Source organism: Enterobacter sp. 04-C-12-SI-ECC (assembly GCF_047530715.1).
Lineage (GTDB): Bacteria > Pseudomonadota > Gammaproteobacteria > Enterobacterales > Enterobacteriaceae > Enterobacter > Enterobacter bugandensis.
Genome location: NZ_JBLKDI010000004.1, coordinates 178,954 through 193,331 on the forward strand (window position 1 = coordinate 178,954; position 14,378 = coordinate 193,331).

Consider the following 14,378-nt stretch of genomic DNA (forward strand, 5'->3'; position numbering starts at 1 on the left):
GGAGAAACGGAACATGGTGCTGATGATTGTCAGTGGTCGTTCAGGGTCGGGGAAATCCGTTGCTCTGCGCGCGCTGGAAGACATGGGTTTTTACTGCGTCGATAACCTGCCGGTCGTGTTATTGCCCGATCTGGCACGCACGTTAGCGGAGAGACAAACCTCCGCCGCCGTCAGTATCGACGTTCGTAACATGCCGGAATCGCCAGAGATCTTCGAACAGGCAATGAGTAACCTGCCTGACGCGTTCTCGCCTCAGCTGCTGTTCCTTGATGCCGACCGCAATACCCTGATCCGCCGCTACAGCGACACCCGCCGTCTGCACCCGCTTTCCAGCAAGAATCTCTCGCTGGAGAGCGCCATCGACGAAGAGAGCGATCTGCTTGAGCCGCTGCGCTCTCGTGCCGATCTGATTGTCGACACCTCAGAGATGTCCGTTCACGAGCTGGCGGAAATGCTGCGAACCCGGCTGCTGGGCAAACGCGAGCGCGAGCTGACGATGGTGTTCGAATCTTTCGGCTTTAAGCACGGTATTCCGATTGATGCGGACTATGTTTTCGACGTGCGCTTCCTGCCGAACCCGCACTGGGATCCCAAACTGCGTCCAATGACCGGTCTGGATAAGCCCGTGGCGGCGTTCCTCGACCGACACACAGAAGTTCACAATTTTATCTACCAGACGCGAAGCTACCTTGAGCTATGGTTACCTATGCTGGAGACAAACAATCGTAGCTACCTGACAGTGGCGATTGGCTGTACCGGCGGTAAACATCGTTCGGTCTACATCGCCGAACAGCTGGCCGACTATTTCCGCTCGCGCGGTAAGAACGTTCAGTCCCGTCATCGCACGCTGGAAAAACGTAAAACATGACCGTAAAACAAACCGTTGAGATCACCAATAAGCTGGGCATGCATGCACGCCCGGCGATGAAGCTGTTTGAGCTGATGCAGGGTTTCGATGCAGAAGTGCTGCTGCGTAATGACGAAGGCACCGAAGCGGAAGCCAACAGCGTGATTGCGCTGCTGATGCTGGACTCCGCCAAAGGGCGTCAGATTGAGGTTGAAGCCACCGGACCTCAGGAAGAGGAAGCTCTGGCAGCGGTAGTTGCGCTGTTTAACGCCGGGTTCGACGAAGATTAGGCCTGCTATTCTGGCGGGTGGCGCTGCGCTTACCCGCCCTACATTAACGCATTTCTCTCCATAAACCCTTCCCCACCCAGCTGGCGCATCTGGCGCATGATCCACGCCTGACGGCTTCGCACGTACCCTGACGGGGCGCTGGCCTTGAAGCGGACAGGATTAGGCAGAACAGCCGCGAGCAGCGCCGCCTCCGACATGCTCAGCCTGCTGGCAGGTTTATTAAAATAGCGTTGTGATGCAGCTTCGACACCAAATACCCCGTCGCCGAACTCGGCGATATTAAGGTAAACGGTCAGAATACGCTTTTTGCTCCAGACCGTTTCCATTCCCAGGGTCAGGCCCGCTTCCAGCCCTTTTCGCACCCAGCTTCGGCCATCCCACAGGAACAGGTTTTTAGCCGTCTGCTGCGACAGCGTTGACGCACCGCGCACGCGATTTTCGTGACGTTCGTTATGGGCCAGCGCCTTTTCAATCGCGGCCACATCGAACCCCCAGTGCTCCGGGAATTTTTGATCTTCCGCCGCGATAACCGCCAACCCCATGAACGGAGAAATTTCATCCATGCTTACCCAGTCAGAATGGGCAACATAGCCGAAATCACCGGAGAACCACGCGCTAAGCTGGCGCTCAACCATGACCGCTGAAAACGGTACCGGCAAAATGCTGAACACGGCCAGCCCGCCTCCCCAGAACACCGCCAGGACGAGAACGATGCGTAAAAGAAGGCATTTCACCCACGCGCCTGCGGAAAACTGTCGCCTCATTCCGTCAGCACCAGCACCCGGGCGACCAGCTTATCAATGCCCACGGCGGCTTCCGCAATATTCTTCGCCAGCATATACGCGGGCGTGGTGACAACTTTGTTGTCCTCATCCACCACAATGTCATCGACCGGGCACGGAACGTGTTCGCCCCCCATATCCTCGACGACCTCTGCGGTATCAATATCGGTTCCGATCGTCAGCCGTAACGGAAAATCGAAAATATTTGGCAGCATGGCCGGTGCAATACAGATAAAGCCCAGCGGCTTGCCCGCGGCATGCATCGCCAGCGTCAGCGCTTTTAGATCAGGGTCCACCGTGCATGCGGCACCTTCGGCAGCAAAGGTGCTGAGATTTTTCGCGGCGCCGAAGCCGCCCGGCACAATGAGCGCATCCAGTTCAGCGGCATCTGCCTGCGCCAGCGGATGAATCTCTCCCCGGGCAATACGCGCGGCTTCAATCAGCACGTTACGCGTTTCGGCCATCGGCTCGCCGGTCAGATGGTTAATCACATCCGACTGATTTTTGTCGGGCGCAAAACAGATAACCTCTACTCCCTGTTTCGTCAGGGCCAGCAGCGTGATTACGGCTTCATGTATTTCTGAACCATCAAAAACACCGCATCCGCTCAGGACAACACCAATTTTTTTCATCTTGACGATCCTTCTTTGCAACTCGCTGAAGCACATTAATAATTTTGATTAAAACGCTATGCTTCACACATTTCACTGATTCATGTAACAAACCATTTAAGATTTGCTATCTTATCTGCGTGCGGCCTAAATTTTTACGGCGGCGCCCATTAGAAAATTACTTTAAAAAACAGGCGCAGCCACGATTTCCCTGGTGTTGGCGCAGTATTCGCGCACCCCGGTCTAGCCGGGGTCATTTTTTTCTGGCATCCACCCAGGCTTTAAGCACCGCAACATCGTTCTGCCACTCTTGTTTCATCTCTTCAACCCAATCACCAACGTTATCTTCCCAAGCTGGTAAATCAGGCGACTGAATCTGTTGACCCAACTGCTGCAGGTGGCGTAACCCGACCGAGCCGGCTGCGCCTTTGATTTTATGCCCTTCTTCCACGATGCCCTTCTGGTCACGCGCCGTCAGGTTTGACTCCAGCACGCTCAGATAACCCGGCATCATTTTTTCAAACACCGCCAGGCCGTCGGTAATCAGTTTCGGGCCGACCAGATCGATATACTGCTCCAGCATCGCGGTATCGAGTATCGTTTGGGCTTTTGCGCTATCAACAGACGTCATGGTGCTCTCCTCTTCATCGTGGGTATCCCAGAACTTCTTGATCATGGCGGTCAGAGCAGGCACCGCCAGAGGCTTGCTGAGTACATCGTGCATACCGGCGTCGAGATACTCTTTTTTATCTTTCAGCACGTTTGCCGTCAGCGCCACCAGCGGCGGCAGTTCATCAGCCGCGTACTGACGCGTCAGTTCACGCGAGATATCCAGCCCGGTCATATCCGGCAACTGAATATCCAGCAGAACGAGGTCATATTCACCCGGTGTAAACATCTCCAGCGCGGCTTTACCGGTCATCGCGACATCCACGCTGTTGCCCAGTTTTTCCAGCACCGAGCGCGCTACAATCACGTTAAGCTCAATATCCTCCACCAGCAGGACGTGCAGCGCAGGCAGCGGCATATCGTCATTTTCAAAGGTATCCTCTACCTCTTCCGCCACCGCCGGCGCATGCACCGTCAGCGTGAAGGTTGACCCTTTGCCCGCCTGGCTGGCAACGGTGATGTCACCGCCCATGCTCTTCGCCAGCCGCTTAGACACCGCCAGGCCGATTCCGGTACCAGTGGCAGGTTTTCCACCGTTGCTGTCCTTCACCTGGTAGTACATCGCGAAAATCTTGTCCTGCTCCTCCTGCGGAATACCAATCCCGGAGTCCTCCACCTCGAAGTGCAGCATGTCCCCGTCGTCATAGCGAATACGCACCGCCACCTGCCCCTTCTGGGTAAATTTCACCGCGTTGCTGATAAGGTTCCATAGGATCTGACGCAGGCGCGTGCCGTCGGTAATCACTTTATGCGGCAGCGGCAGGGTGGGATCCATGACAAAATTCAGCCCCTTCTGCTGGGCCTGCAGACCAGACAAGTTTTCCAGGTCGGCAAGGAAGCTGGTGAAATCAACCGGCTGGTTATCAAGCTGAACCTTTCGGCGCTCCATCTTATCCATGTCAATAATATCGTTGAAGATATTACCCAGCGTGACCGCCGAGACATGAATCGTTTTGAGGTATTTTTCCTGTTCTGCGGTCAGGTCGGTGTCCAGCAGAATGCGGCTCAGCCCCACAATGCCGTTAAGCGGCGTACGAAGCTCATGGCTGATGGTGGAGATGAAGGTGGTCTTGTCGCGGCTGGCGCGCTCCAGCGCATCCTGATAGCGCTTACGCTCGGTAATATCACGGCCGAAGCCCATCAGGCCGTGGCGCTTCCCGACGCGGTCATAGTACGGCACCTTACGGATCTCAAAGCAGGCTTTGCGCCCGTCCGGGTAATCCAGCCACTGTTCGTAGGTCAGCGAGACGTTATGGCGGAACACTTTTTCATCCGTCTCCATGACCTTGGCGGCCGCCTCTTCGGAGTAAACGTCCTGCGGCTTGAGGTGAATCAGCTGCTTCTCGCTTTTCCCGGTCAGGAGCTCCATCGCGCGGTTACAGCCTGAAAATTCTTTATCTTCGTTACGGTAGAATACCAGATCCGGCGAAGCGTCCAGGAATGAACGCAGGAAGGAGGATTGCTGCTCAAGCTGGATCTGCGTCACCTCGCGCTCTTTCATTTCGATTTTCAGCTGTTCCAGCGTGGCCTGACGCTCTGCCTCCGCCTTCTCACGATCTGAAATTTCCTGATTCAACTGAGCAATGTTGTCTTTAAGCTGAACGTTGAGCTTCAGGTCGCGCTCGCGCATCTCCTCCAGCTTATCGACCAGTTTTGATAAGCGCTGACGGGACTCCTCAAGCTGTTCGACCACCACGGAAAGAAAATAGACTGCCCAGGGGGTAATGAGCAGGCCGAAGAAGATAGAGCGGATAACGTCGATACTCTCGACCTGACCATGCAGAACCATCGTAACGGCCATCTGCACGACAATCGCCAGAACGACCAGCGCCAGCGCCAGCAGCATGGAGAAACGCACCAGTCCAAGCTTCATCATCAGGTCGACGTAGTACTGGGCTAGCATTCGAATTTGCTTCATAGAGGATCCCTTCACGACTTTATCGCTCAATAATACTCAAATTCGAGGCGGGACGTTGAAGGTTGTGAGAAAAAGTGCGGGGTGAAACAGGAGATTAGCCTCGCCTCCGGTTCACCGGAAGCGAGGAGAGGTCAATCAGGAGCGTTTCAGCAGCAGCCAGAGGCTGATCAGGAAGAAGCTAGCGCTCGGCAGCAGCGCACCGATAATCGGCGGGATGCCATAAACCAGCGTCAGCGGACCGAAGATCTGATCGAGTACATAGAAGACAAAGCCGAAGCTAATACCGGTCACGACGCGCACGCCCATCGGCACGCTACGCAGCGGGCCGAAGATAAACGACAGCGCCATCAGCATCATCACCGCCACGGACATCGGCTGGAAGATTTTGCTCCACATGTTGAGCTGATAGCGTCCGGCATCCTGCCCGCTCGACTTCAGGTACTTCACATAGTTGTGCAAGCCGCTGATAGAGAGCGCGTCAGGATCCAGCGCAACAACCCCGAGCTTATCCGGCGTGAGGTTGGTTTTCCAGGTGCCGGTCACCGTCTGTGACCCGGTAATCTGTTTTGGATCGGTCAGGTCAGATTCATCAACCTGCGACAAACGCCACTGCTTATGTTCAGCGTCAAACTTCGCGGAAGAGGCGTGTCGGACTGACTCCAGACGGCGCTGGTCGTTGAACGCGTAGATGCTCACCCCGCCCAGTTCATCATTACCCTTTACCCGTTCGATGTAGACGAAGTTTTTCCCGTCTTTCGCCCATAAACCTTGCTGAGTCGAGAGCAGTGAACCACCGTACATTGCCTGAGCACGATAGTTACGCGCCATCTGCTCGCCCTGCGGTGCCACCCACTCGCCAATCGCCATGGTCAACAGCACCAGCGGGATTGCGGTTTTCATTACCGACAGCGCAACCTGCATACGGGTAAAGCCTGAGGCCTGCATCACCACCAGCTCGCTGCGCTGAGCCAGCATCCCCAGCCCCAGCAGCGCGCCCAGCAGAGCCGCCATCGGGAAGAAGATCTGCACATCTTTTGGCACGCTGAGCAGGGTGTACATCCCCGCACCCATCGCGTCATAGCTGCCCTGCCCGGCTTTTTTCAGCTGATCGACAAATTTGATAATGCCGGAGAGCGACACCAGCATGAACAACGTCATCATGATGGTGGTGAAAATGGTTTTACCGATATAGCGATCAAGAACGCCAAACGCCTGCATTAGATGGCTCCTTTACGCGAGAATCGGGCACGTATGCGGCGCACAGGCACCGTATCCCACAGGTTTAATCCCAGCGCCAGTAAGATGTACAGGCTGTTAACGAACCACGTCCAGACCATCGGATCCAGCTTACCCTTCGCGCCGTTAGAGCGAATCGAGGTTTGCAGCAGGAAGTAGATCAGGTAAAGCAGCATCGCTGGCAGCATAGAGAGCACGCGGCCCTGGCGCGGGTTCACCACGCTCAGCGGCACGACAATCAGTGCCATCATAAACACGGTGAATACGAGCGTAATACGCCAGTGGAACTCAGCCCGCGCTCTGTCGGTATCGGTATTCCACAGCGTGCGCATATCCATTTGCTCGGTATCCGTCGGATCGAGCGCCACCGCCTGATGACCAATAATGGCCTGATAGTTCTGGAAATCCGTAATACGGAAGTCACGCAGCATCGCGGTGCCTTCGAAACGGGTGCCTTTATTCAGCGTGACGACCTGAGAACCGTCTTTGCGCTGAGAAAGCTGGCCAGAATCGGCAACCACCACAGACGGACGCGCGTTCCCTTTAGGACGCAGCTGCGCCAGAAATACATCGTTGAATTTACTGCCGTCAACGCTCTCAATAAACAGCACGGAGTTTCCGTCAGTCGCCTGCTGGAACTGCCCCTGCGCGAGCGCCGCCATGCCGGGGTTTGCTTTCGCCTCGGCCAGCACTTCGTCCTGATGACGGGAAGACATAGGGCCCGCCCACATCACATTCACCGCCGCAACAATGCCCGTGAACAGCGCCAGTATCATCGCCGCTTTCACCAGTACGGCTTTACTCAGGCCGCAGGCATGCATCACCGTAATTTCACTCTCGGTGTACAGCTTACCGAGGGTCATCAGCAGGCCGAGGAATAGACTCAGCGGCAGAATAAGCTGCGCCATTTCCGGGATCCCCAGCCCAAGCAGGGAAAGCACCAGATTCGTTGGAATTTCGCCGTCAACGGCCGCACCGAGGATCTTAACCAGCTTCTGACAGAAAAAAATCAGCAGCAGGATGAAGAGGATCGCCAGTTGGCTTTTGAGCGTCTCCCGCACCAGATATCTTATGATTATCACTTTAAATACGCCCGTAAAAACCCGTCTCTTTGCTGGAAAATCGCTTGTTTCATGGCTTAAACGTCATTTATTCTCTTGAGTCGTCGAAATCGTCGCTAAGATTAAAACATCCGGCGGATTCACGCTTCAGGACTTTTTCTGACGTGTCGAAACCGTAGTAACGTAAGATTAACACGAAGTCACCACAACAGCGGACATGAGTTACGAAAGGTTTCAATTCTATCCGTAGCAGCCGCCGTTGTCTTTAAGATTCAGGAGCGTAGTGCATGGAGTTCAGTGTAAAAAGCGGTAGCCCGGAGAAACAGCGGAGTGCCTGCATCGTTGTGGGCGTCTTTGAACCGCGCCGACTCTCCCCGATCGCCGAGCAACTCGATAAAATCAGTGACGGCTATATCAGCGCCCTGCTGCGCCGTGGCGAACTGGAAGGCAAACCTGGGCAGACGCTGTTACTGCACCATGTTCCGAACGTCCTGTCAGAGCGTATTCTGCTGATTGGCTGCGGCAAAGAGCGCGAGCTGGATGAACGTCAGTATAAGCAGGTTATTCAGAAAACCATTAATACGCTGAATGACACCGGTTCAATGGAAGCCGTCTGCTTCCTGACCGAGCTGCACGTCAAAGGCCGTAACACCTACTGGAAAGTGCGTCAGGCCGTCGAAACGGCAAAAGAGAGCCTTTACAGCTTCGATCAGCTTAAGACCAACAAAAGCGAGCCGCGTCGCCCGCTGCGTAAAATGGTCTTTAACGTGCCAACCCGTCGCGAACTGACCAGCGGCGAGCGCGCCATCCAGCATGGTCTGGCGATTGCCGCCGGTATCAAAGCGGCAAAAGATCTCGGCAACATGCCGCCAAACATCTGTAACGCCGCCTACCTCGCCTCTCAGGCGCGCCAGCTGGCTGACTCCTACAGCAAAAACGTCATCACCCGCGTCATCGGCGAACAGCAGATGAAAGAGCTGGGGATGCACTCTTATCTGGCGGTGGGTAACGGCTCGCAGAACGAATCCCTGATGTCGGTCATCGAATACAAAGGCAATCCGTCTGAAGACGCGCGTCCGATCGTGCTCGTCGGTAAAGGGCTGACCTTTGACTCCGGCGGTATCTCCATCAAGCCTTCAGAAGGCATGGACGAGATGAAGTACGACATGTGCGGCGCGGCGGCGGTTTACGGCGTCATGCGCATGGTTGCGGAGCTTCAGCTGCCCATCAACGTAATCGGCGTACTGGCAGGCTGCGAAAACATGCCTGGCGGTCGCGCGTATCGTCCGGGCGACGTCCTGACCACCATGTCCGGCCAGACCGTTGAAGTGCTGAATACCGACGCCGAAGGCCGTCTGGTACTCTGTGACGTGTTGACCTACGTTGAGCGCTTCGAACCTGAAGCGGTTATCGACGTGGCCACCCTGACCGGTGCCTGCGTGATTGCCCTGGGCCATCACATCACCGGCCTGATGTCGAACCACAACCCGCTGGCGCACGAGCTTATCGGCGCGTCCGAGCAGGCCGGTGACCGTGCATGGCGTCTGCCGCTGGGTGACGAGTATCAGGAACAGCTGGAGTCTAACTTTGCGGACATGGCTAACATCGGCGGTCGTCCTGGCGGCGCAATTACCGCAGGCTGCTTCCTGGCGCGCTTCACCCGTAAATATAACTGGGCGCACCTGGATATCGCGGGTACCGCATGGCGCTCCGGTAAAGCCAAAGGCGCTACCGGACGTCCGGTGGCCCTGCTGTCGCAGTTCCTGCTTAATCGTGCGGGTTTTAACGGCGACGAGTGATGTAATGTGCCGGGTGGCGGCTTCGCCTTACCCGGCCTACACGCCGCTCAACCGTAGGCCGGGTAAGCGAAGCGCCACCCGGCTTTGCATTTAAATCCACGACAAGAAGCCCCATATATGAAGAATGCAACGTTCTACCTTCTGGACAACGACACCCATCAGGATGGCCTCAGCGCCGTTGAACAGCTGGTGTGTGAAATTGCCGCAGAACGTTGGCGCGCAGGTAAACGCGTACTGATTGCCTGTGAAGATGAGCAGCAGGCGATTCGCCTGGATGAAGCGCTATGGGCGCGCCCGCCGGAAAGTTTTGTTCCGCATAACCTGTCGGGCGAAGGTCCACGCGGCGGGGCACCGGTCGAAATTGCCTGGCCGCAAAAGCGCAACAGCAGCGCGCGCGATATTCTCATTAGCCTGCGGACAGACTTTGCAGATTTTGCCACCGCTTTCACAGAAGTGGTAGACTTTGTCCCTTACGAAGAATCCTTGAAACAACTGGCGCGCGAACGCTATAAAGCGTACCGCCTGGCCGGTTTTAACCTGAATACGGCAACCTGGAAATAATGGAAAAGACATATAACCCACGCGATATCGAACAGCCGCTTTACGAGCACTGGGAACAGCAGGGCTATTTCAAGCCTAACGGCGACGAAAGCAAAGAGTCCTTCTGCATCATGATCCCGCCGCCGAACGTCACCGGCAGTTTGCATATGGGGCATGCTTTCCAGCAGACCATCATGGACACCATGATCCGCTACCAGCGCATGCAGGGCAAAAACACCCTGTGGCAGGCGGGGACTGACCACGCGGGTATCGCGACCCAGATGGTGGTTGAGCGTAAAATTGCCGCTGAAGAAGGTAAAACTCGTCACGACTATGGTCGCGATGCGTTCATCGACAAAATCTGGCAGTGGAAGGCAGAATCCGGCGGCACCATTACCCGTCAGATGCGCCGTCTCGGCAACTCCGTGGACTGGGATCGCGAGCGCTTCACCATGGACGAAGGCCTGTCCAACGCCGTAAAAGAAGTGTTCGTCCGTCTGTACAAAGAAGACCTGATTTACCGCGGCAAACGCCTGGTAAACTGGGATCCGAAACTGCGCACCGCAATTTCTGACCTGGAAGTGGAAAACCGCGAGTCTAAAGGCTCCATGTGGCACATCCGCTATCCGCTGGCCGACGGCGCAAAAACCGCAGACGGTAAAGATTACCTGGTGGTGGCGACCACCCGTCCGGAAACCCTGCTGGGCGATACCGGCGTGGCCGTTAACCCGGAAGATCCGCGCTATAAAGATCTGATCGGCAAATTTGTGGTGCTGCCGCTGGTGAACCGCCGCATTCCGATTGTGGGCGACGAACACGCCGACATGGAAAAAGGCACCGGCTGCGTGAAAATCACCCCGGCGCACGACTTCAACGACTATGAAGTGGGTCGTCGTCACGCCCTGCCGATGATCAACATTCTGACCTTCGACGGCGATATCCGCGAAAGCGCAGAGGTGTACGATACCAAAGGCAACGAATCCGACGTTTACTCCAGCGAGATCCCGGCGGAGTTCCAGAAGCTGGAGCGCTTTGCTGCACGTAAAGCCATCGTAGCCGCCGTTGATGCGCTCGGCCTGCTGGAAGAGATTAAGCCTCACGATCTGACCGTGCCGTACGGCGACCGTGGCGGCGTGGTTATTGAGCCAATGCTGACCGACCAGTGGTACGTCCGTGCCGACGTGCTGGCAAAACCGGCTGTGGAAGCGGTTGAGAACGGCAGCATTCAGTTCGTGCCGAAGCAGTACGAAAACATGTACTTCTCCTGGATGCGCGACATTCAGGACTGGTGTATCTCCCGTCAGCTGTGGTGGGGTCACCGCATCCCGGCATGGTACGACAACGAAGGCAACGTCTACGTTGGCCGTAGCGAAGACGAAGTGCGTCAGGAAAACAACCTGAGCGCTGACGTGGCCCTGCGCCAGGATGAAGACGTTCTGGATACCTGGTTCTCCTCCGCGCTGTGGACCTTCTCTACCCTCGGCTGGCCGGAAAACACCGACGCGCTGCGTCAGTTCCACCCTACCAGCGTAATGGTGTCCGGCTTCGACATCATCTTCTTCTGGATTGCCCGCATGATCATGATGACCATGCACTTCATCAAAGACGAAGACGGCAAGCCGCAGGTTCCGTTCCATACCGTCTACATGACCGGCCTTATCCGCGACGACGAAGGGCAGAAGATGTCCAAGTCCAAGGGCAACGTGATTGACCCGCTGGACATGGTTGACGGGATCTCCCTGGAAGACCTGTTGGAAAAACGTACCGGCAACATGATGCAGCCGCAGCTGGCTGAGAAAATCCGCAAGCGTACCGAGAAGCAGTTCCCGAACGGGATCGAATCTCACGGTACCGACGCCCTGCGCTTCACCCTGGCGGCGCTGGCCTCGACCGGCCGTGACATCAACTGGGACATGAAGCGTCTGGAAGGTTACCGTAACTTCTGTAACAAGCTGTGGAACGCCAGCCGCTTCGTGCTGATGAACACCGAAGATCAGGATTGCGGCTTCAACGGCGGCGAGATGACCCTGTCTCTGGCGGACCGCTGGATCCTGGCGGAATTTAACCAGACGGTGAAAGCCTTCCGCGAGGCGCTGGACAGCTACCGCTTCGATATCGCAGCGGGCATTCTGTATGAATTCACCTGGAACCAGTTCTGTGACTGGTATCTGGAGCTGGCGAAGCCGGTCATGAACGGCGGTTCTGAAGCAGAGCTGCGCGGCACGCGCAACACGCTGATTACCGTCCTGGAAGGCCTGCTGCGCCTGGCGCATCCGGTTATTCCATTCATCACCGAGACCATCTGGCAGCGCGTGAAGGTCATTGCGGGCATCAACGCCGATACCATCATGCTGCAGCCGTTCCCGGAATTCGATGCGGCTAAGGTTGATGAAGCCGCGTCAGCGGATACCGAGTGGCTGAAGCAGGCGATCGTTGCGGTACGTAACATCCGTGCCGAAATGAACATCGCCCCGGGTAAACCACTGGAGCTGCTGCTGCGCGGCTGCAGCGACGCTGCCGTTCGTCGCGTCACCGAGAACAACACCTTCCTGAAAACCATGGCGCGTCTGGAAAGCATCACCGTGCTGCCTGCCGATGACAAGGGTCCGGTTTCCGTGACTAAAATTATCGACGGTGCGGAGCTGCTGATCCCGATGGCGGGCCTGGTCGACAAAGACGCAGAGCTGGCGCGTCTGGCGAAAGAAGTGGCGAAGGTCGACGTGGAAATTGGCAAAATCGAAAGTAAGCTGGCGAACGAAGGCTTTGTTGCCCGCGCGCCGGAAGCTGTCATTGCCAAAGAGCGTGAGCGTCTGGTTGCCTTCGCCGATGCGAAGACCAAACTGATCGAGCAGCAGGCCGTTATCGCGGCCCTGTAATGCTTTTACCCCTTACGCTTCAGGGCGTAAGGGGTAACCTTCCTGAAAACTCCTCGCTTGCACTCCCTTTTCTGCGGTGCTATTAACAGCAACTGTGTGTCAATTTTTGTAATGAGTAATGCTATGAGCGTGATTACCCCCGTCGCGACGACGATGCGTCGGATCACTGAGCAGGACAATCCGGCTATCGCCGCCGTTATCCGCACCGTTTCTGCAGAGTTTGGGCTGACGGCGGATAAAGGTTACACCGTTGCCGACCCGAATCTTGACGAACTGTTTAAGCTGTACAGCCAGCCGGGCCACGCCTACTGGGTCATTGAGCAGGACGGCCAGGTTGTGGGCGGCGGCGGTGTTGCACCGCTGAGCTGCAGCGAGCCGGATATCTGTGAGCTGCAGAAAATGTATTTCTTGCCGTCGGTTCGTGGACAGGGTCTGGCGAAAAAGCTGGCGCTGGTCGCCCTGGAGCACGCGCGCAATCAGGGTTTTAAACGCTGTTACCTCGAAACCACCGCCTTCCTCAAAGAGGCCATCGGCCTGTATGAACATCTGGGCTTTGAGCATATCGATGCGCCGCTGGGCTGCACGGGCCACGTCGATTGCGAAGTCAGAATGCTGAAAAGTCTGTAAGTTTCGTTCCTGCCCCCTTCTGTTAAGCGGCTGTAAACTGAATGCTCTACACTCTCAGTTCACACCACAACGGGGGAAACACGATGTCGAAGATAAAAAGCTACGCCGCACCGCAGGCGGGTGCAGAACTTGAGCTGTACGAGTACGATGCGGGCGAACTAAAAGCGGAAGACGTCGAAGTACAGGTTGATTACTGCGGGGTCTGCCACTCAGATCTCTCGATGATCGACAACGAATGGGGCTTCTCCAGCTATCCGCTGGTTGCCGGGCACGAAGTGATTGGCCGCGTCGTCGCGCTCGGCAGCGCCGCGCAGGACAAAGGGCTGAAGGTTGGCCAGCGCGTGGGCATTGGCTGGACAGCACGCAGCTGCGGCCACTGCGACGCCTGTATCAGCGGCAACCAGATCAACTGCCTTGAAGGCGCAGTGCCCACCATCCTGAACAAGGGCGGTTTCGCCGATAAGCTGCGCGCCGACTGGCAATGGGTCATCCCGCTGCCGGACAGCATTGATATTGAATCTGCTGGCCCACTGCTGTGCGGCGGGATCACCGTCTTTAAACCGCTGCTGATGCACCACGTCACCGCCACCAGCCGCGTGGGCGTGATCGGTATCGGCGGTCTGGGCCACATCGCCATCAAGCTGCTGCACGCGATGGGCTGTGAAGTGACGGCGTTTAGCTCGAACCCGGCGAAGGAGAAAGAAGTGCTGGCAATGGGCGCGGACAAAGTCGTAAACAGCCGCGATCCGGACGCGCTGAACGCGCTGGCTGGGCAGTTTGACCTGATCATCAACACCGTGAACGTCGATCTCAACTGGCAGCCGTACTTTGAAGCGCTGGCCTACGGCGGTAACTTCCACACCGTGGGTGCGGTGATGAAGCCGCTGCCGGTTCCGGCCTTTACCCTGATCGGCGGGGATCGCAGCGTGTCAGGCTCCGCGACCGGTACGCCATACGAGCTGCGCAAGCTGATGAAGTTTGCCGGCCGCACCAAAGTGACGCCGACCACCGAGCTGTATCCAATGTCGAAAATTAACGAAGCCATCCAGCACGTGCGCGACGGCAAAGCCCGTTATCGCGTGGTGTTGAAAGCGGATTTCTGATGTGAGTTTGCCGGGTGGC

Annotated in this window: 13 protein-coding genes; 7 read left to right on the forward strand and 6 right to left on the reverse strand. The window is 56.5% G+C overall.

The features are described 5' to 3' along the window. Positions 1-13 precede the first annotated feature (13 nt). Positions 14-868, forward strand: coding sequence for an RNase adapter RapZ (gene rapZ, locus ACMWL8_RS09320; RefSeq protein ID WP_014885397.1), 855 nt, complete (start codon positions 14-16; stop codon positions 866-868). Next, the gene (gene npr, locus ACMWL8_RS09325) at positions 865-1,137 is read left to right on the forward strand and encodes a PTS phosphocarrier protein NPr (protein WP_025756690.1); all 273 of its coding nucleotides are present in this window, start codon (positions 865-867) and stop codon (positions 1,135-1,137) included. Before rapZ ends, npr begins: the two co-directional genes overlap by 4 nt. 38 nt (positions 1,138-1,175) lie before the next feature. Here npr and mtgA read toward each other — a convergent pair whose 3' ends face one another. The 6 genes from mtgA to ACMWL8_RS09355 all read right to left on the reverse strand — a co-directional run bounded on the left by mtgA (position 1,176) and on the right by ACMWL8_RS09355 (position 7,558). Continuing rightward, positions 1,176-1,901 (reverse strand): monofunctional biosynthetic peptidoglycan transglycosylase, encoded by a 726-nt coding sequence (mtgA, locus tag ACMWL8_RS09330; protein ID WP_045260466.1) that lies wholly within the window; start codon positions 1,899-1,901, stop codon positions 1,176-1,178. Beyond that, positions 1,898-2,551 carry an isoprenoid biosynthesis glyoxalase ElbB gene (elbB, locus tag ACMWL8_RS09335; RefSeq protein ID WP_045260465.1) on the reverse strand — a complete coding sequence of 218 codons (654 nt, stop codon included), beginning with the start codon at positions 2,549-2,551 and terminating at the stop codon, positions 1,898-1,900. Before elbB ends, mtgA begins: the two co-directional genes overlap by 4 nt. A gap of 232 nt (positions 2,552-2,783) precedes the next feature. Beyond that, on the reverse strand, positions 2,784-5,117 hold the full coding sequence (gene arcB / locus ACMWL8_RS09340) for an aerobic respiration two-component sensor histidine kinase ArcB (protein ID WP_241276810.1): 2,334 nt from the start codon (positions 5,115-5,117) through the stop codon (positions 2,784-2,786). Positions 5,118-5,252: 135 nt separating this feature from the next. After that, positions 5,253-6,335, reverse strand: coding sequence for an LPS export ABC transporter permease LptG (gene lptG / locus ACMWL8_RS09345; protein ID WP_028014575.1), 1,083 nt, complete (start codon positions 6,333-6,335; stop codon positions 5,253-5,255). Next, positions 6,335-7,435, reverse strand: a complete 1,101-nt coding sequence (gene lptF, locus ACMWL8_RS09350; protein WP_028014576.1) for an LPS export ABC transporter permease LptF — start codon at positions 7,433-7,435, stop codon at positions 6,335-6,337. Before lptF ends, lptG begins: the two co-directional genes overlap by 1 nt. A gap of 63 nt (positions 7,436-7,498) precedes the next feature. Then, positions 7,499-7,558, reverse strand: coding sequence for a hypothetical protein (locus tag ACMWL8_RS09355; protein ID WP_213743486.1), 60 nt, complete (start codon positions 7,556-7,558; stop codon positions 7,499-7,501). A gap of 143 nt (positions 7,559-7,701) precedes the next feature. Between ACMWL8_RS09355 and pepA the strand changes: the two genes are divergently transcribed. From pepA to ahr, 5 genes are all read left to right on the forward strand, one after another. Then, positions 7,702-9,213: a leucyl aminopeptidase gene (gene pepA / locus ACMWL8_RS09360; protein WP_028014577.1), complete on the forward strand. Its 1,512-nt coding sequence runs from the start codon at positions 7,702-7,704 to the stop codon at positions 9,211-9,213. Positions 9,214-9,330: 117 nt separating this feature from the next. Next, the gene (holC, locus tag ACMWL8_RS09365) at positions 9,331-9,774 is read left to right on the forward strand and encodes a DNA polymerase III subunit chi (protein ID WP_003861884.1); all 444 of its coding nucleotides are present in this window, start codon (positions 9,331-9,333) and stop codon (positions 9,772-9,774) included. Then, on the forward strand, positions 9,774-12,629 hold the full coding sequence (locus tag ACMWL8_RS09370; RefSeq protein ID WP_045260463.1) for a valine--tRNA ligase: 2,856 nt from the start codon (positions 9,774-9,776) through the stop codon (positions 12,627-12,629). The genes holC and ACMWL8_RS09370 overlap by 1 nt, the downstream gene beginning before the upstream one ends. A 123-nt stretch (positions 12,630-12,752) precedes the next feature. Beyond that, positions 12,753-13,256, forward strand: a complete 504-nt coding sequence (locus ACMWL8_RS09375) for a GNAT family N-acetyltransferase (protein ID WP_028014579.1) — start codon at positions 12,753-12,755, stop codon at positions 13,254-13,256. A gap of 83 nt (positions 13,257-13,339) precedes the next feature. After that, positions 13,340-14,359: an NADPH-dependent aldehyde reductase Ahr gene (gene ahr / locus ACMWL8_RS09380; RefSeq protein ID WP_028014580.1), complete on the forward strand. Its 1,020-nt coding sequence runs from the start codon at positions 13,340-13,342 to the stop codon at positions 14,357-14,359. The last annotated feature ends 19 nt before the right edge of the window (positions 14,360-14,378 follow it).